The following is a 17,215-nucleotide window of genomic DNA, read 5'->3' on the forward strand; positions in this document are numbered from 1 at the left end:
TTATAATTTTTACAGAATCACAGTTTTTTTCTCAAATGTCTCTGAAACAGTTCTAAATATTCCGACTACTTCTTTGTCGCAATTTTCACATGAAATATTACCTGATATTGGAAAAGGATACGTATCAAATATTAATCCGTTATTCTGTCTTAATCTCACCACCTCTGCCCAAAATTCATAAGACTCTTGAGACATAGATTCTACTCTAATTTCAAATTCTGCTGGCCAGTCCTCAAAATACTGACAACATGAAGTTGCATTACAGTTTTCAAGAAGATTTAATGTATCAGCCGCACTACCGCAGGCTTGTGTATTTAATAGGAAAAACCACTCATGTCGAGTAGTTGAACCGACTGGTATATTAGTAGAAGTTAAACATGAGACATCATCATCACAAGAATACAATACAAATTCATCTTCGGTCTGGACCTCTACAGTTTTCTCTGTGAAATAATCAATGTAGCTGTATTTAAAGTCCATCCTGGAAAAAATCGAATTCTCTTGAGAAGGAATCTCGGCTATTACCGCTGTGCCCTGACTAAAATTTATAATATTTAGGCTATTTAAAATTGCTATAGTTGTGTCTTTTGTATTGAGTTCAAATTCAATCGGTTCGACGAGCATGTCATATGTAGACTCGAAGAATAAATCCTCCGGACCTCTAGCTTCCATTCTGTATCTTTCACCAACCACTCCAGTAAATCCAGCGGCAGGAAGGTATAAATTCGACCCCTTACTTGTTCTAAAAGCGAATTCATCTCCACTTTCTGTCATCACATTGACGACCAGATCAGGGAAACTCGTGATATTTCCCTCCTCATTAAGTCTATAAATACGTATGAAAGATCTAGAGATCAGATTCGAAATTTGTCCTTCCACAACAATAATTTCCGATTTCTTGTCTATTTCGAATGGTTCTGAGCATGAAACGACAAAGACTGAGACGTAAATGAGTAGATTCCTAATCATTAAAACTCAAATTTGTATGTTATAGTAGGAATCATTCTTCCAACATTGACCAATGCAAAAGGCTGTGATGGGGCGTTGTTTTCGCTTGAGAAGAAAACGGTAGCTATGTTATCTCTCCCGTAAACATTATAGAGTGCAAAAACCCAGCGATCGTTGTTCTTTTTAGTTTTGCGAATCCTACTCTTAAGAGTAACTACCAAATCAAGTCGATGATAGTCAGGAATTCTATCTGAATTTCGATTCGAGAAGAATGGAACTCTTACACCATCTATTGCAAAAATATTTACAGGTGTGTTAATTGGAGCTCCTGTCAGATAGGTGAAATTTGATGACAATGTCCACTTCTTAGAAAGCTTAAGGTCAAAGCTTGCTTTGAAATTGTGAGGTCTATCTGAATAAAAAGGATACTTGTTTCCTGAGTTTATTTCCACACCTTGTCTGGCATCATTTACCGTTACAAAAGTCCGCGAATAGGTATAAGACGCTAAACCTGTAAATAGTCCCTTCTCTTTAGAAACCAATAATTCCACTCCATAAGATCTTCCCTCTCCTCTTAATATCTCTTGTTCTATGTTTTCATTCAAAACCAAATTGGCTCCATTTCTGTACTCAACCAGATCACTCATTATTTTATAAAAACCATCAACTGATATCGAAATATTATTTTTTATCAAATTATGAGTATATCCCAAAGAAAACTGATCGATTTGAGTAGGTGGAATAAACCTATCGCTTGCTTTCCAAACAGTAGATGGGTTGATAAGAACCGTATTTGAAATAAGGTGCAAAAATTGGTTGACTCTTGAATATCCTGCGGTTATTGAATTTTCATTGATATTATACTTTATCCCTACTCTTGGCTCCCACGTGTATTTTGAATAATTTAAATCTCCATCATTAATTATCTCTTGCCCAATAATATTGTCCTGTGTAAAAGGGGCTCCATTTCCGTAAACATTAATCTCTGAAGGTCCTAAATTCATGAAGTAATTAAATCGCAAGCCTGTGGTAATTTCTAAATAATCAGAAACCTTCGTTAGGTAACTCGCGTGAATCCCAATATTCAAGGCATCTTCCTCATCTAAGGATTTTTCTTCAACAATTGAATTCGATGTTGTTGGTTTGATGTTACCTAAATCAATATTGTATTTTGTTACATCAACTCCCGCAATAATTCGTTCGTTACTTATATTGCTCTTAAGCGAGTATTCGGAGATACCATTTTCAAAATCAAATTCATCATTGAAGATTAAGCTTTCCGAATTATTGTTGAGCGTACTAGAAGCAACTTCAGATTCCAAGATCCAATCATTCTTAAGAATTTTTGTCCACTTAAACTGATTATTGAATGTAGACCACTGATAGATTATTTTATCTGAAAATTTAAAAAAGTCTTCTCCGTAGTAGCTAGAGAAAAATATGCTGTTTTTATCGTTTATGCGATATCTAGAAGAAAAATTAGCATCACCAAATTGTGCAGAACTCTGAAGGATGTCCTTATCAGGAACGAGTCCCAAAATCCAATTAATGTAAGAAATTCGACCGCCTATATGCAGATCGAGTTTATCATCAAGTAACTTGGTTTTAACTCCTAAATTTGAATTAACAATACCTACTCCTCCATATACATTTAACTTCTTAGTTGCCCATTTATTCATCTTTACATCCAATACCGAGGAAGCTCTAATGCCATATTTAGCAGGGATATTACCTTTAAGGATAGTCACATCCGAAACAAAATCTCCGTTAAAGACTGAAAAGAAGCCAAGTAAGTGACCTGGATTAAAAATTGTTGTATTATTCATCAATACCAGCGTCTGATCATTACTACCTCCTCTAACATTTAGATATGAAGAGCTTTCCCCAGAAATGGTGATTCCAGGAAGTGTAGTTATGCTCTTTACTACATCAATATCCCCTGAGAAAGAAGCTAATTTCTCTAGTTTGTCTATCCCTATTCTTTGGATGCCAATAGCTGGGCCGTAGGCATTGTCAGTAAGCCCTTGCTGTTCGACTACTACTTCATCCAGTAATCTGGATTCCGGAAATAGTGAAATATTTATGCTTCCAGATGAATAGAAGGTGATAAGTCTTGTTTCATTCTCTCGCCCCACATAGCTATACTGCAATTCATAGTTCCCAGGTCTCAGTTTTAAAGCATAGCTACCATCTGAGCTAGTACGACTAACTAAGCTGCCATTCATGAGGATATTGACGCCAATTAAAGGTTCACTAAACTCATCATTGACCACTCCATTCAAAGTATATTCTTCATTTGGATTAAATCTATCTGGGTCACCTATTCTAATATTTTCAACTATTCTTGAACTCCCAGATATACTATTCAATAAAGCTTGTTTTTCTACTTCTAACCTATTTGGGTATATAAAGACAAACTTTTCTTGGTGCGTATGGAGTCGGAGACCTGTGTTTGAAATAGCTTCTTGAATAACATTGAGATAGTCTGGATCTTGGTAATCCGGAACACGCAATGAATCTATCCAGACTTTCTTAAATAAGAATGTTTGGTTAGTTGTTGAATCCAAATGGGCTAGATATTTATCTAACGATGTTGAATTCTGGCAATAGGTATACCCTATTGCGCAATAGGCAATTACTGTTAATAGTCTCTTCATACTAAGTCAGGTTTTAAGCTAACATGTCATTGCTACTAAACCACTATCTTTTTGCTAATAAACTACAGGATTTTCTGTCATCCTCATTCACAAAATTTTGATATCTAGCTCTATCTAGTCACAGTTATTTCATGAAAGTAAATAGTTAAAGTCATTTATCAGTTTTTTAAAACTTTACTGATATGGTAATAACTCCCCTTTTTATCTATCATCTCAACATTAAATTTTAGATTATCGCCAGGGTCCACTCTTATCTTTTTGGATACCTTCTTATCCGAAGATAACTCAAGAAGTTTTGAGTTACTGAAGTCTTTAGCAGTGAGGTTTTCAATTTCTTTGCTTGAATATCCAATAAACTTCCTCAATAGTTGATGATCAATATATTCATCATCTATGTCAATTGGTTCTATTGTTTTGATCACAAGAATACCTTTTACAAAGGATGTTCCCATTTGTCTTAGCGTACTTTTATCGTAGGTAATATGTAGCGATTCAATTGTCTGAAGTGGAATATCAAACAGTGGCTTAGGATTCTTCAACAAAATATTATTCAAGATTAGCAACTGAGGAGCGTCATACTTTTGCCCTTGAGGATCTATCATATTAAGGAGCATTTCTCCATTCCTTCTCGCAATTGAAACACTTTCTACAGCCTCTCTGATAAATTCTTCAAAATCTTTTAGTCCTCTATAATCTTGTACCTTGATTACATTATCAAATATGAGATTGTCATTCTCCCAAAAGAATGGTTCAGACTTTCTTACTCCATAGAAGGTTGAAAGAGCATAATTAAATTCATTCTCTTTTTCAATTAAGGAATCCGTTAGTGCATCAGCATAATAATCAGTTGAACTCTTATACTCTGACATATATTCATCATGGAATTCTAACTTAAAATGTTTACTCATGTCCTTCCCATACTCATCAAGTATTGAAGCATGGAATGAATCATTTGGGATAGGTAAGCTTACCTCCAGAAAAAACTCTCCAAGCCTACTGAAAGGCACAATGGTTTCTAATCCATTATTAAAAAAATGAATTGCGAGACTAGCTTCTGTAATAAGCCTGTCATCACCATCTATCCTACCTCTTATTTGTATGTTTTTCTCTGGATAAAACGTAATCATGTTATCCGTTTTACTTGGCGCTACTATGTTTTTCCATTGATTAAGGGAGTATCGCGAATACTTATCTAAAGTAGATTGAGAGGTCAATTGCTCAAAGTCCAGATGGATCAGTTTGGATTGGTTGGGGAAATGATAAAACAATTCGTAAATCCTTCTGAACATATCAATCGGATCATTCTGAATACTTGATTCATCGTCTACAATTGCAACTTTCGAGATCAGGTTATTTTCGAAATTCACTGAAACTTTTCCGTCATTGACCGATTCAACCTCAAACGATGATTGTCCTTTTCGAGGTTTAAAGTAGAACTGCTTAATTGCCAACACATTTTTTGTCTCATCCAATAAAATCATTTTTTGAAACCCACCCTTTAGTTGGGATTTAGGAATACGGATATTCAAATAATTTTTCTTCAGCTTCACTTTCGCCACAAACTGTAAAGATTGAAAACCTTCACTGACTAAATAATAAAAACCTTTCTTACTGGATTCTGAACTTAGCTCAACAAAAAGGTTTGAAGCTTCTTCTTCTATTTCAATTTTAAAGTTGGTTTCTACATCGTCTTCCTCTTCATCTTTGAGTATTGAGTAATCCAAACCTTTCACTATTTGTTGCGCTTTATCTGCAGTATTCTGTATGTAAATAGGCAACCTATAGGCATGCTTTTCAAAAATGAAATTTCTCATGAAATGAGTATAGGCTACTATTTGATAGTTACCAGTTGGTATATCTCTTGGTAAATTGATATGTCCATTTTTCATACCAGAGTCAAGTCGATAAATATACTTTTCATGAAAAATTTCATCTTCATGAATAAGTTCTAAATAAGCTATTTCACTTAAAATACTTGGAGACAGGTATTGATCTAATATCAATAAGCTAAAATCCAAAGCACTGCCATTGTAATAAATTTTCTGATTCGTCTTTAGGTATGCATATTCAGTTGCATTTTCTGACCTATAGTTTTTATAAATCTCTATGATTTGATTCTCAATGTCTTGAGCTTTATTTGAATGAGGATAAAGACAAAAAAGTAAGCATAAAAGGATTACAATCTTCTGTATCATAATGTTCTAGGTGTAGTGGCAATAGTTTCAGAAACTGCTCTAAATAAACCTACAACATCGCTCTCACAACTATTGCAGGTAATATTTCCGCTTACAGGAAATGGAAATGTATCAAACACTAATCCGTCATTATTTAACAAGCTGTTAGCATCTTTCCAATATTTATAGGTAGCAAAAGACATAGACTCAAGGTTTGCATAAAATTCCGTAGGCCAATTTTCTAAAAATTGACAACATGGTAAAATACAAATCATGCCAAAGTCTGTGGTATCCCTGGCTAGTTCACAAAAAACAGTTTGATCAACAAAACGCCACTCGTCTTTAAAAGTATAGCCAATTGGAACCTTAATATTCTCCGAACAACCTGCATTGACTTCACAAGCGTACAATGCATACTGGTCAGTCTCTACTTCCGTTTTCTCATTGCTAAAAAAATCAAGGTAAGAGTATCCAAAATTTATTCGTCCATATGATTGACTTTCTTGAGCTCCGATTTCAGCTACTGCAACGACCGCTTTTTCATCAACGATAATGTTTTGAGATGACAGTCTTAAAATCAAGGTGTCTTTTGCCTTTATAGTAAATTCGATAGGTGCTGGTATAGCGTCAAATGACGACTCATACATAAGTCTATTAGACTTGAAAGCCATCATTTTATATTCTTGACCTATCTCCCCTACAAAAAAAGGTGAAATAGGAAGATATCTATCTACATCATCGTAAATGAAGTCAAACTCTTCCCCATCTCCTGTTATTACTTTCACATCTAAGTCTGAAATAGGAATTCGTTCTTCCTCATTTAGAACCCTGTAGATGCGAACGAATGAACGTTCACTTAATGTAGAAATTTTTGCATCAATGACATCTAGTGTTGAGCTTCTTACATCAAACTGAAACGGTTTACTACATCGGATAGAGAAAAGAATAACAATGACGATCAATATGTTCTTCATTAGGTATTCCACGATTTGTCAAAATGATTTTAGTAAATCTTTTTCCTTGTATCTAATCTCCTTCATGTCATTCATAGTGATTCAAGCTTTCTAGATTGTACTTCAAAAACTGCTCTTAATAAACCGACTGTTTCAAAGTCACAATTGACACAGGAAACATTGCCTTTGATCTGAAATGGATAGGTATCAAAGACTAAACCATCATTACTCCTTAGGCGTTGAACCCCTTCCCAATACTTGAATACCGCAGGAGATACAGACTCTAAATTCACATAGAATTCAACTAACCAACGCTCAAATTCGCTACAACACGGAAAAGGGCATTCAAAAAGAAAAACACGCTGTTCATCACATTCAGGCGAATAATCCACAAACCTCCAGTTTCTTCTTTTATAAATCCCTAGAGGTATTTCAAAGTTATTCGTATTGCTTCCTGTGCTTATAGAATTGAACAACGTAAACTCATCCTGCGAAAATAAATTTGAGGTATCTAGTGTATAAAAATCTGCATATTTGAATCCGTACTGAAATACAGCATACACATTATCTGTATTGCCATTCAATTGAGCTAAAGTAGCGATAGCCTCTTTTTCCACAATTGTATTGGCAGATGAGACTTCAAAAACCGTTGTATCTTTTGTTAATACATCAAAATCAACTATTGCAGGAACAGTATCTTGTGCAGATTCAAATATCAGACCATCTTCGGTTGTGGCACGAAGCATATAGCTCACCCCTACTTCCGCAGCAAATGTGCTTGACTGCGGCAGATATGACCCTACTTCCGAGTTATAGATAAAAGCAAATTCCGCTCCTTCACTGGACAACACTTTCACATCTAGTCCCATGAGAGCATTTTCGTCTACATTCGATTTCGTTTTTTGAATCTTAACATACGAGTTACCTTCAATTGTTGAAATCTTAGCGTCGAAAATGAAAACTTCCGAATCGATTTTTTCAAATTCATATGGCTCACTACATGCAAAAAATAGGAACGCTATAAAGATTGAGGATATCTTATTCATCTAGAATTCGAATTTGTATGTAAGCGTAGGAACAATTCTACCTACATTAACCAATTGAAAAGGCTGGGCTGGAACGTCATTTTCTCCCGAAAAATAGATGTTTGCCACATTGTCTCTACCGTAGAGATTATAAAGTGTCAAAACCCATCTATCATTGTTTTTTTTCGTTTTTCTTATTCTACTTTTTAGAGTTACTACTAGATCAAAACGATGATAGTCAGGTATTCTTTCGGAGTTTCTATTAGAGAAATAAGGAATCTCAATTCCTCCGGTCTCATATACTGCGATCGGGGCACTGATTGGAGCTCCAGTGATGAATGTAAAATTGGAAGATATCGTCCATTTTTTAGTCGCTTTATAGTCGACACTTGCTTTTATGCTATGTGGTCTATCTGTATAGTATGGATAACTATCCCCTGAGTTAATCTCTACTCCTTGAAATTCATCTATAACAGTAGCTAACGTTCTGGAATACGTGTAGGAAACAAGCCCTGAAAGTATTCCCTTGTTTTTAGATACTAAAAATTCTAATCCATATGACTTCCCTTGTCCCCTGAGTACATCTTGCTCCAGATTCTCATTGAGTAATAAAACTGCTCCTTCACGATAATCTACCAAATCCTCCATATCCTTATAAAAACCATCAATAGAAATTGAAATGTCTCGTTTTTTAAAATCATATTGATAGCCAAGGGAATATTGATCTATAACCGTGGGTGGGATATACCTATCACTACCCTTCCAAACAGTTGCTGGGTTTACCAAAGCTGTATTGGAAATAAGATGTAAGAATTGATTGATTCGAGAATAACTAGCCCGCAGTATTTGATTTTTAAATCGGTAATTGATCCCTAACCTAGGCTCCAATGCAAACTTTGAAAAGGTGGCTTCTTTTGAGTCAAAAACTTTCCTCTCAATGACATTATTCTGAGTATAAGGAGAATTGGGTTGATATATGTTTATTTCAGAGGGTCCATAATTCATAAAATAGTTGAGCCTAACACCTGGATTTACCTCAAGCTTATCATTCAATAGTGTAAACAAGTAGCTACCATGTGCCGCAATATTTAGCAACTCTTCCTTATCAATTGACTTTGATTGAACGAGAGAGTTTGCCTGTGTCGGTTCTATCTCACCGGTATTGATCGTATAGTTCGCAATATCAATTCCTGCTTCCACCTTATCACCACTCACAATACTTTTAAAAGCGAGTTCAGATATGCCATTTTCAAATTTAAACTCATCATTCAACTCAAGCCCTTCGGAAGAATTTGCTAATGAACTTACCAATAATTCAGATTCTAAAACCCATTCTTCATTCAAAAGCCTGGACCATTTTAACCCACTATTGAAAGTTTGCCATTGGTAGATTACCCTGTCAGCGTATTTGAAATAATCTTGACCATAGTAGCTCGTTAGAAACAGGCTATTCTTTGAATCAAGCAGGTACCGAGAACTAAAGTTGGCATCACCAAATTTTGCAGAACTCCTTATTACATCTGCATCAGGAATGAGTTTCAATATCCAGTTTACATACGATATTCTTCCTCCTACATGAATATCAAGTTTATCATCCAAAAATTTACTTTTTATGCCTAGGTTAGAATCAATCAGACCTATTCCTCCATTTACATTAAGCTTTTTTGAAGCCCACTTATTCATTTTCACATCAAGCACTGAAGATGATCTCATTCCATATTTTGCAGGAATATTTCCTTTGTAGATCGTCATATCAGAAATAAAGTCACCATTAAATACAGAAAAGAAACCGAGAAGATGCCCTGGGTTATAAATTGTGGTATTGTTCATTAGGACCAATGTTTGATCGTTAGTTCCACCCCTAACATTTAAATAAGATGAACTCTCCCCTGAAACTGTAACTCCAGGGAGAGCTGTCGCACTTTTTATAACATCTACATTGCCTAGAAAGGATGGCAGTTTTTCTAATTTTTCCAAACTAATCTTCTGCACACCTACTTGTGCCTTTTCAACACTTTGTTCGAAAGAATTAGCTTCTACCACTACCTCATCCAGCAGTTTTGAATCTGGGAAAAGAGAAATATCCAAATTACCAGAAGAATAAAAGGTAATTAACCTTTCCTCTGCCTCTAATCCTACATAACTATATTTCAATTCATAATTACCCGGTTTTAAATCAAGAGAGTAGCCTCCATCATCATCGGTCTTAGTTACAAGTTTTTCATCAACGATTATGTTAACTCCCGCTAACGAATTGTTAGACTCGTCTGTTAATAAGCCCTGAAGCACATAATCTTCACTATTATTGGAATTATCGGGACTACCAATACGAATTGCATCCGCTATTGAAAAGGCCTTCGGATTATTGATTAAGATAGCCTGCTTTTCAAGTTCCAATCGGTTAGGGTAAATGAATACATATTTATTCTTATGGATAAGGAGACGGAGGCCAGAATTTGCAATGGAAGATCGTATAACATTCAAGTAGTCCGCATCATCTTTTTCGTCTACTTGAAGCGTATCAATTGATTTTTTTTGATAAATGAATCTTTTTTCAGTAGTTGAATCTAGATGCACTAGATATCTCTCTAGTGAAATCGAGTTTTGACAATAGGAATACGAAATTGTCAAATAGACAATTAATGTTAGTAGTCTCTTCATGCTAGGTCAGGTATAAAGCTAAACAAAGCTCTATCGCAAAACCATTACCAATTACTATAAACAACAGGATTTTTCTATTTATGAATTTTTGATACGAAGTATTTCGTTATTGAATCGTCGCACAGTTAGGTTACTAATCGCATATGAATAATCCGAACTGAAAAGAAAATTACCATCTCCATTTTAACCGTTAACCGCTTCAATTTTTAGAGTATAACAATGCGCTCTTTCGTAGTTTCGGAGGAAGCCCTTAGCAAACCAAAGAAATTTCCTTCGCATCCATCGCATGTAACATTACCTTTTAATGGAAAGGGATAAGTATCGAAGATGAGTCCGTTATTTTTAGTCAGTCTCTCCAGATCTTCCCAAAACTCAAAAGACTCTGGAGATAAAGACTCAACGTTGAGTTGGAATATAGTTGGCCATTGTTCTCGATATTCACAGCAACCCACTGATCGCACATCACAGTTCTCTACAAAGTTTAGTGGAGTAGCTGCTAAGCTATCACAAAAACGATTTACCTTGATAAAAAACCACTCAAAACGGGTAGTGAATCCTGCAGTTACATCTTCCACGTCTTTACAGTTATTACTATCATCGCAAGAAAAAAGCACAAAATCATCTTCTTTTTTGACTGTGACTGTATCCAATGTGAATAAATCCATATAACGGTACTCGAATGCCATTTTGGAAAAAACAGGATTTCCATCAAAAGGAATACTGGCTATTGCGCTAGTAGCTTGCCTCAATACCGGCTCGCTTGATTGAGTTGTTTCCACTACGGTAGTATCTCCTATATTAAAATCGAAATCAATACTTTCCTTTACAACATCAAAAGTCGATTCTAGAGTGATTCCATTGTCTTGTGTTGCAATTACCTTGTACCCTACTCCTTCCTTTGCTGTAAAACCGAAATTGCTTGACACATATTCATTCGTCGCTGTGTCTATAGTAGTAAACGAAAACTCCTGACCTTCTGTATCTATAACCTTTATATCAAAATCGCGATATGAAGTGCTTGTTCCATCTTGATTAAGCTGATAAATTCTGATGAACGATTTGCCAATTTCAGTCGAAACCTTACCATCTAAAATCATCAAACTTCCTCCTCTTTCAAACTCAAATGGCTCTGAGCATGACAGTAAAAACACCAACCACCCTATTAAAAAAGTTAAAAACCTCATAGCTAGAGTTCAAGTTTATAAGTGAGAATTAAGAATCATTCTACTAATAATAGTTTTTCATATTAGCTTAAAAAGCTAACAAAGCCCACTCACTAAACCATTATTACTGGTCAAAGAAATCTTGATTTTCTTTTAATCTTACCGTTATTATTTGTCTAAGCTGAAATCTGACGAACCAGCATGCGCTTAGCAACAGGGAGCACTGTTTCATTTAATGGAAACTTGAGTTTACTATATGCTAAGTAAGTAGCTGGATTGGGTAACTCTTTGAATTGCTTTGCTAAATTGACTTTGATTTTTTCGTACGTTTTGCTAATGCCGCGAATCTCATTCATGATAAACTCGGTAGACATGCTTCTGAATTTCTCTTCTGCGTGCTCAAACAATGTCATCTGATACCGATATATCACAATATCCTTGGATGAATCTTGACTAATGAATAAATAGCCTTCATCTGAATACAGCGGAGACACACCTACAGGTTCCAATGCTATATTTTCCTCCACAAACTCAAAAAGCTCTTTGCCTTCTTCCAACATACCTTTCATTTTAGGCAATGCAAATGCGATAATTTCTTCTATTTGTCGCATTACCTCATCGTCATTTACAATTTTATCATAGGTAAGTCTCAGCTTATTAAAATCCGCTTTTGAAAGTGTCTCTGGAAAGTTATCGTACATGAGTTTTTTACTCTCCTTCACTTTTATAAGATTCCTGTAATGAAAAACAAGATCTGTCATAAATGGATAAAGCTCTGACTGGTTAAATCTCTTACTTATATCTTTTAAATAAGCCAGCAAAATATACTTCTTATACTCATAGTCAATTAAGCCTTCTGTCAACCAGTCATGTTTCAAACTATTCATACGATTTCCTGTTTTAAGTGAGAGAAGGTAAATATCAAATGTCAGTATGTCAAGATAAAAACGTGGATTTAGAGGAAGTTGGCATATCATCCTGCAAAATTGTCATATACATGGATCAAATAACCTGACATTCTGTGCTTGGCACATTTAATGATAATGGGTTTATCAAATTGAATTCAACTAAACTTAAACGTTTACAAACATGTCTAAAGTAAATTTCAAACCACTTGCTGACAGAGTTCTAGTAGAACCTGCTGCGGCTGAAGAAAAAACAGCTTCTGGAATCATTATTCCTGACACTGCGAAGGAAAAACCTCAAAGAGGACAAATCGTGGCTATCGGTACTGGTAAGAAAGACGAGCCAATTAATGTAAAAGTCGGAGATCAGGTACTCTATGGTAAGTACTCAGGAACCGAGGTAACAATCGAAGGTAAAGAGTTCTTAATAATGAAAGAAGCTGATATCTACGGTATAGTATAATTTAATATAAAACTGAAAAAACGATAAAATCATGGCAAAAGATATATTCTTTAATACCGACGCAAGAGATAGCATCAAAAAAGGTGTTGATGTACTTGCTGACGCAGTTAAAGTAACCCTAGGACCAAAAGGAAGGAATGTAATTCTTGACAAGAAATTTGGTGCACCTAACGTAACGAAAGATGGTGTTTCTGTAGCAAAAGAAATTGAGCTGAAAGAGCCAATCGAGAATATGGGCGCTCAGCTTGTAAAGGAAGTAGCTTCGAAAACTGCTGATGATGCAGGAGACGGAACTACTACTGCTACAGTTTTGACTCAGGCCATTTTTGGTCACGGAATTAAAAACGTAGCTGCAGGTGCAAACCCAATGGACTTAAAAAGAGGTATTGACAAGGCTGTTACAGCTGTTGTTGAGAACCTTAAAAAGCAGTCTAAAAACATCAAAACAAACGATGAAATCTCTCAAGTAGCATCAGTTTCCGCAAATAATGATTCGGAAATCGGTACTATGATTGCCAATGCGATGGAGAAAGTTGGAAAAGATGGCGTAATCACTGTTGAAGAAGCAAAAGGAACTGAAACTGAAGTGAAGACTGTAGAAGGTATGCAGTTTGACAGAGGGTACCTTTCTCCTTACTTTGTAACCAACACGGACAAGATGGAAGCTGAGTTGGAAAGCCCTTACATCTTGATTTACGATAAGAAGGTTTCTAACATGAAAGAACTTCTTCCTATTCTTGAAGCAACAGCTCAAACTGGCAAGCCATTGTTGATTATTGCTGAGGATGTAGAAGGAGAAGCTCTTGCAACTCTTGTAGTAAACAAAATCAGAGGTTCTCTAAAAATTGCAGCGGTAAAAGCTCCAGGATTTGGTGATAGAAGAAAAGCAATGCTTGAAGATATTGCTATTCTTACCGGAGGTACTGTGATTTCTGAAGAAAGAGGTTACAAACTAGAGAGTGCAACTATAGATTACCTAGGTACAGCTGATAAAATCAACATCGATAAAGACAACACAACGATTGTTAACGGTGCTGGGAAAAAAGCTGATATCACTGCAAGAGTGAATCAAATCAAACAGCAAGTAGAGAACACTACTTCTGATTATGATAAAGAAAAACTTCAGGAACGACTTGCTAAGCTTTCTGGTGGAGTAGCTATCCTTTATATAGGAGCTGCTACTGAAGTAGAGATGAAGGAGAAAAAGGACAGAGTGGATGATGCACTTCACGCGACCAGAGCTGCTGTACAAGAAGGAATCGTAGCTGGTGGAGGAGTAGCCCTTATCAGAGCAATGAGTTCTTTAGATAAGTTGGAGCTTGAAAACGAAGATCAAAACACAGGTGTGACAATCATTAGAAATGCTATCCAAGCACCTCTAAGAACGATTGTAGAAAATGCTGGTGGTGAAGCTTCCGTTGTGGTAAATGAAGTATTAGCTGGAAAGGCTGATTATGGATTCAACGCTGCGAATGGCGAATATGTAAACATGTTCAAAGCAGGTATCATAGATCCTACAAAAGTGACAAGACTAGCTCTTGAAAATGCTGCTTCTATTGCGTCTCTCCTACTCACTACAGAATGTGTAGTAGCGGAAGAGCCAGAAAAAGAAGGTGCTGCTCCAATGCCTCCAATGCCAGGTGGTGGCATGGGCGGAATGATGTAATCATCATTTTAGATAGACATAGAAAGCCTTCCCGATATTTCGGGAGGGCTTTTTTTATGTCTACACGAAAACAAAGAGTCCATTAATAAGCACATATAGTTGACTATACGTATTTAATAAAATGGATAATCATCACAGGAACTAATCTAGCGAAAGCCCTATACCATACCAGAATAAGCGAAAGAGGTATATTTGAAAGCACTATGCGCGTTACATTAATTTTAAAGTTCATTTGAGAGCCGATATAGTAGCAGGAATGAAAAAAATAAATGGATTCCTATCATTGTAATTCTATCAGCTTCATGTTAACAAGATGTGGTGAACAACGAACTAGAGTGGTTGATGCAAAAATTACGACTGAACATTAAATTACTTTGAAACCATCATGAAAATCAAGGTCAGTTTATTTTTTCTCAGCATGATTTTCTTTGTCAATCTATATGCTCAAATCGGATTTTTAAAGGTTAACGAACGTTTTGAGGATAATACTTTTACTACAATGGATGGAGAACAAGTCATTCTTGATTCCATTCACAATAAAGTGTTTGTAATGAACTTTTGGAATATTGGGTGTACAGGGTGTGAGCAGGAAAGAACATTTCTCAACGAACTTTATCATAATTACAAAAATCAAGATGTAGTTTTCTGGTCTATTACAATGACTTCAAAGGAAAAACTAGATTCTTATTTAAAGAAACATCCGATTGATTGGGAAGTTAAAGGAGGTATCGATTTTTTAGGATTTAAAGGAGATCAAACATTCTTAGTTAACTGTATTCCTACAACAATATTAATTGATAAGGAACGGAATGTGATTTATTCACAATGTGGAACAATTTTAGAAGGAGAGAGTGGAGATTATTTCATGAAATTGATTGATGGGGCCTTATCAAAGTAAGGCAGGAATCACGTTTTCAGCATGCTGCTACTGTAGGTATTCACCAACAAGCTTTTTCTCCACATATTAGGAATGTATCGTTAGTCACAAAACCAACAATGGCAAGAGTGCCATTGATTATGCTGAGGTAAAGGTCTTCTAGATACTAATTTTATTGAATAAATAGGCACGGGAGTTACTTCCGTGCCAGGTAGTGACAATCATTAGAAATGCTATCCAAGCTCCTCTAAGAACGATTGTAGAAAATGCGGGTGGTGAAGCTTCCGTTGTAGTAAATGAAGTTTTAGCTGGAAAGGCTGATTACGGACTCAACGCTGAGAATGGCGAATATGTAAACATGTTCAAAGCATGTATCATAGATCCTACAAAAGTGACAAGACTAACTCTTGAAAATGCTGCTTCTATTGCGTCTCTCCTACTCACTACAGAATGTGTAGTAGCGGAAGAGCCAGAAAAAGAAGGTGCTGCTCCAATGCCTAGTGGTGGCATGGGCGGAATGATTTAATCATTATTTTGATAGATATGAGAGCCTTCCCAATTTTGGGAGAGCTTTTTTTATGTCCAAAAAAAGTAAGGAGCCAATTATTAAATACTTATAGTCGACTATAAGTATTTAATAAAATGGATAATCATCACAGGAACTAATCTAGCGAAAGCCCTATACCATACCAGAATAAGCGAAAGAGGTATATTTGAAAGGTAGATAAACGACATATGTTGTTTACATTAATGTTACCTTGAATTTTCGCACCGAACAGTTATTCTATCAAATTCGTATCTTTGATATATGAGTAAAGAAGAAGTAAAAACAGCAATAAGTGAACTCTTGGACAATACTTCTGAACAAGTACTTCAAGAGGTGTTTGATTATTTGAAATCCGTGCAAGGAAAATCAACTGAGTCCGTTTCTCTATCGCGCAACTTTAGAACTATCTTAACTGAAGACAAAGAACTGCTGGAAAGACTAGCTAAATGATTTCACAGAAGGAAGTCCTAGAAATTCACGCAATTCTCATTGAACGATTTGGTGGGGCTAATGGAATTCGAGACAATGAACTGCTGGATTCAGCATTAAATCGACCTTATCAAACATTTGACGGAAAGGAGCTTTATCCAACACCTATTGACAAGGCTGCTGCAATTCTTGAAAGCATTGTCAAGAACCATCCTTTTATAGATGGCAATAAAAGAACTGGTTATGTGCTGGCTCGACTTCTACTCATGAACGAACAACTAGATATTCATTCTGCACAAGAGAACAAATATCAATTTGTGATTTCAATCTCAACGGGAAAATTGAGCTTCGATCAAATCAAAGAATGGCTTGAAAAGAACTCAAGGTAACAGGCGCTATCGGTTATATGCCAAAGTGCTTTCTGGCTAGTTTTAGTGTGACTCGACCGTGAATCAGCCGCTGAGAAATGGCAGTGCTTTCTACTGAGTGCAGCTCGCAGGAGTTTTTATCTTTTGGGACGCAGTACTTTCTGATACTTTGTGAGCACCGGCAGATTTCACTAGATTGTACTCTTTACAAGCTGTGGGCATACAACCGATAGCTTGACGATATCTATGGTAAAATCAAGTCATTTGCACTTTATTTTGTCCTATTCGATCTTCATAGGGTGTTCCTCGCTTCACTACTGCCACTATTCTGTGAAGTAGTTTATTTCTAATCGCATTTAGTATCGTCATCTTACCCTTC

The 17,215-nt window shown here is 35.9% G+C and carries 14 protein-coding genes; 6 read left to right on the plus strand and 8 right to left on the minus strand.

The features are described from left to right. Window positions 1-9: 9 nt before the first annotated feature. From ABJQ32_00390 to ABJQ32_00425, 8 genes are all read right to left on the minus strand, one after another. The gene (locus ABJQ32_00390) at window positions 10-969 is read right to left on the minus strand and encodes a DUF4249 family protein (protein ID MEP5288070.1); all 960 of its coding nucleotides are present in this window, start codon (window positions 967-969) and stop codon (window positions 10-12) included. After that, window positions 969-3,605 carry a carboxypeptidase-like regulatory domain-containing protein gene (locus ABJQ32_00395; GenBank protein ID MEP5288071.1) on the minus strand — a complete coding sequence of 879 codons (2,637 nt, stop codon included), beginning with the start codon at window positions 3,603-3,605 and terminating at the stop codon, window positions 969-971. The genes ABJQ32_00390 and ABJQ32_00395 overlap by 1 nt, the downstream gene beginning before the upstream one ends. Window positions 3,606-3,763: 158 nt before the next feature. After that, a complete protein-coding gene (locus ABJQ32_00400; GenBank protein MEP5288072.1) occupies window positions 3,764-5,800 on the minus strand; it encodes a hypothetical protein in 2,037 nt (678 codons plus the stop codon). Continuing rightward, window positions 5,797-6,753, minus strand: a complete 957-nt coding sequence (locus ABJQ32_00405; GenBank protein MEP5288073.1) for a DUF4249 family protein — start codon at window positions 6,751-6,753, stop codon at window positions 5,797-5,799. Before ABJQ32_00405 ends, ABJQ32_00400 begins: the two co-directional genes overlap by 4 nt. Window positions 6,754-6,824: 71 nt before the next feature. Beyond that, entirely contained in the window at window positions 6,825-7,778 is a 954-nt protein-coding gene (locus tag ABJQ32_00410) for a DUF4249 family protein (GenBank protein MEP5288074.1), read from the minus strand. Then, on the minus strand, window positions 7,779-10,418 hold the full coding sequence (locus ABJQ32_00415; GenBank protein ID MEP5288075.1) for a carboxypeptidase-like regulatory domain-containing protein: 2,640 nt from the start codon (window positions 10,416-10,418) through the stop codon (window positions 7,779-7,781). A 206-nt stretch (window positions 10,419-10,624) separates the two neighbouring features. Then, complete coding sequence (locus tag ABJQ32_00420) at window positions 10,625-11,602, minus strand: DUF4249 family protein (GenBank protein ID MEP5288076.1); 978 nt, start codon at window positions 11,600-11,602, stop codon at window positions 10,625-10,627. A gap of 155 nt (window positions 11,603-11,757) precedes the next feature. Continuing rightward, window positions 11,758-12,468: a hypothetical protein gene (locus ABJQ32_00425; GenBank protein MEP5288077.1), complete on the minus strand. Its 711-nt coding sequence runs from the start codon at window positions 12,466-12,468 to the stop codon at window positions 11,758-11,760. 202 nt (window positions 12,469-12,670) lie between these two features. On the opposite strand from ABJQ32_00425, the gene ABJQ32_00430 reads away from it, so the two are divergent. The 6 genes from ABJQ32_00430 to ABJQ32_00455 all read left to right on the plus strand — a co-directional run bounded on the left by ABJQ32_00430 (window position 12,671) and on the right by ABJQ32_00455 (window position 16,857). Further along, window positions 12,671-12,949 (plus strand): co-chaperone GroES, encoded by a 279-nt coding sequence (locus ABJQ32_00430; GenBank protein MEP5288078.1) that lies wholly within the window; start codon window positions 12,671-12,673, stop codon window positions 12,947-12,949. A 28-nt stretch (window positions 12,950-12,977) separates the two neighbouring features. After that, window positions 12,978-14,615, plus strand: coding sequence for a chaperonin GroEL (gene groL / locus ABJQ32_00435; protein MEP5288079.1), 1,638 nt, complete (start codon window positions 12,978-12,980; stop codon window positions 14,613-14,615). Between the two features lie 385 nt (window positions 14,616-15,000). Further along, window positions 15,001-15,513, plus strand: a complete 513-nt coding sequence (locus ABJQ32_00440; GenBank protein MEP5288080.1) for a TlpA disulfide reductase family protein — start codon at window positions 15,001-15,003, stop codon at window positions 15,511-15,513. A 193-nt stretch (window positions 15,514-15,706) separates the two neighbouring features. Then, window positions 15,707-16,018: a TCP-1/cpn60 chaperonin family protein gene (locus ABJQ32_00445; GenBank protein MEP5288081.1), complete on the plus strand. Its 312-nt coding sequence runs from the start codon at window positions 15,707-15,709 to the stop codon at window positions 16,016-16,018. Between the two features lie 282 nt (window positions 16,019-16,300). Further along, on the plus strand, window positions 16,301-16,489 hold the full coding sequence (locus ABJQ32_00450) for a hypothetical protein (GenBank protein ID MEP5288082.1): 189 nt from the start codon (window positions 16,301-16,303) through the stop codon (window positions 16,487-16,489). Continuing rightward, on the plus strand, window positions 16,486-16,857 hold the full coding sequence (locus tag ABJQ32_00455) for a Fic family protein (protein ID MEP5288083.1): 372 nt from the start codon (window positions 16,486-16,488) through the stop codon (window positions 16,855-16,857). Before ABJQ32_00450 ends, ABJQ32_00455 begins: the two co-directional genes overlap by 4 nt. Window positions 16,858-17,215: the final 358 nt, after the last annotated feature.

This window comes from Marinobacter alexandrii (assembly GCA_039984955.1).
GTDB lineage: Bacteria > Bacteroidota > Bacteroidia > Cytophagales > Cyclobacteriaceae > Ekhidna.

What these genes read in the sequence shown, in the direction of transcription:
- ABJQ32_00390 (MEP5288070.1), bottom strand. Translation starts at nt 969, where the DNA reads ATGATTAGGAATCTACTCATTTACGTCTCAGTCTTTGTCGTTTCATGC.
- ABJQ32_00395 (MEP5288071.1), bottom strand. Translation starts at nt 3,605, where the DNA reads ATGAAGAGACTATTAACAGTAATTGCCTATTGCGCAATAGGGTATACC.
- ABJQ32_00400 (MEP5288072.1), bottom strand. Translation starts at nt 5,800, where the DNA reads ATGATACAGAAGATTGTAATCCTTTTATGCTTACTTTTTTGTCTTTAT.
- ABJQ32_00405 (MEP5288073.1), bottom strand. Translation starts at nt 6,753, where the DNA reads ATGAAGAACATATTGATCGTCATTGTTATTCTTTTCTCTATCCGATGT.
- ABJQ32_00410 (MEP5288074.1), bottom strand. Translation starts at nt 7,778, where the DNA reads ATGAATAAGATATCCTCAATCTTTATAGCGTTCCTATTTTTTGCATGT.
- ABJQ32_00415 (MEP5288075.1), bottom strand. Translation starts at nt 10,418, where the DNA reads ATGAAGAGACTACTAACATTAATTGTCTATTTGACAATTTCGTATTCC.
- ABJQ32_00420 (MEP5288076.1), bottom strand. Translation starts at nt 11,602, where the DNA reads ATGAGGTTTTTAACTTTTTTAATAGGGTGGTTGGTGTTTTTACTGTCA.
- ABJQ32_00425 (MEP5288077.1), bottom strand. Translation starts at nt 12,468, where the DNA reads ATGAATAGTTTGAAACATGACTGGTTGACAGAAGGCTTAATTGACTAT.
- ABJQ32_00430 (MEP5288078.1), top strand. Translation starts at nt 12,671, where the DNA reads ATGTCTAAAGTAAATTTCAAACCACTTGCTGACAGAGTTCTAGTAGAA.
- ABJQ32_00440 (MEP5288080.1), top strand. Translation starts at nt 15,001, where the DNA reads ATGAAAATCAAGGTCAGTTTATTTTTTCTCAGCATGATTTTCTTTGTC.
- ABJQ32_00450 (MEP5288082.1), top strand. Translation starts at nt 16,301, where the DNA reads ATGAGTAAAGAAGAAGTAAAAACAGCAATAAGTGAACTCTTGGACAAT.
- ABJQ32_00455 (MEP5288083.1), top strand. Translation starts at nt 16,486, where the DNA reads ATGATTTCACAGAAGGAAGTCCTAGAAATTCACGCAATTCTCATTGAA.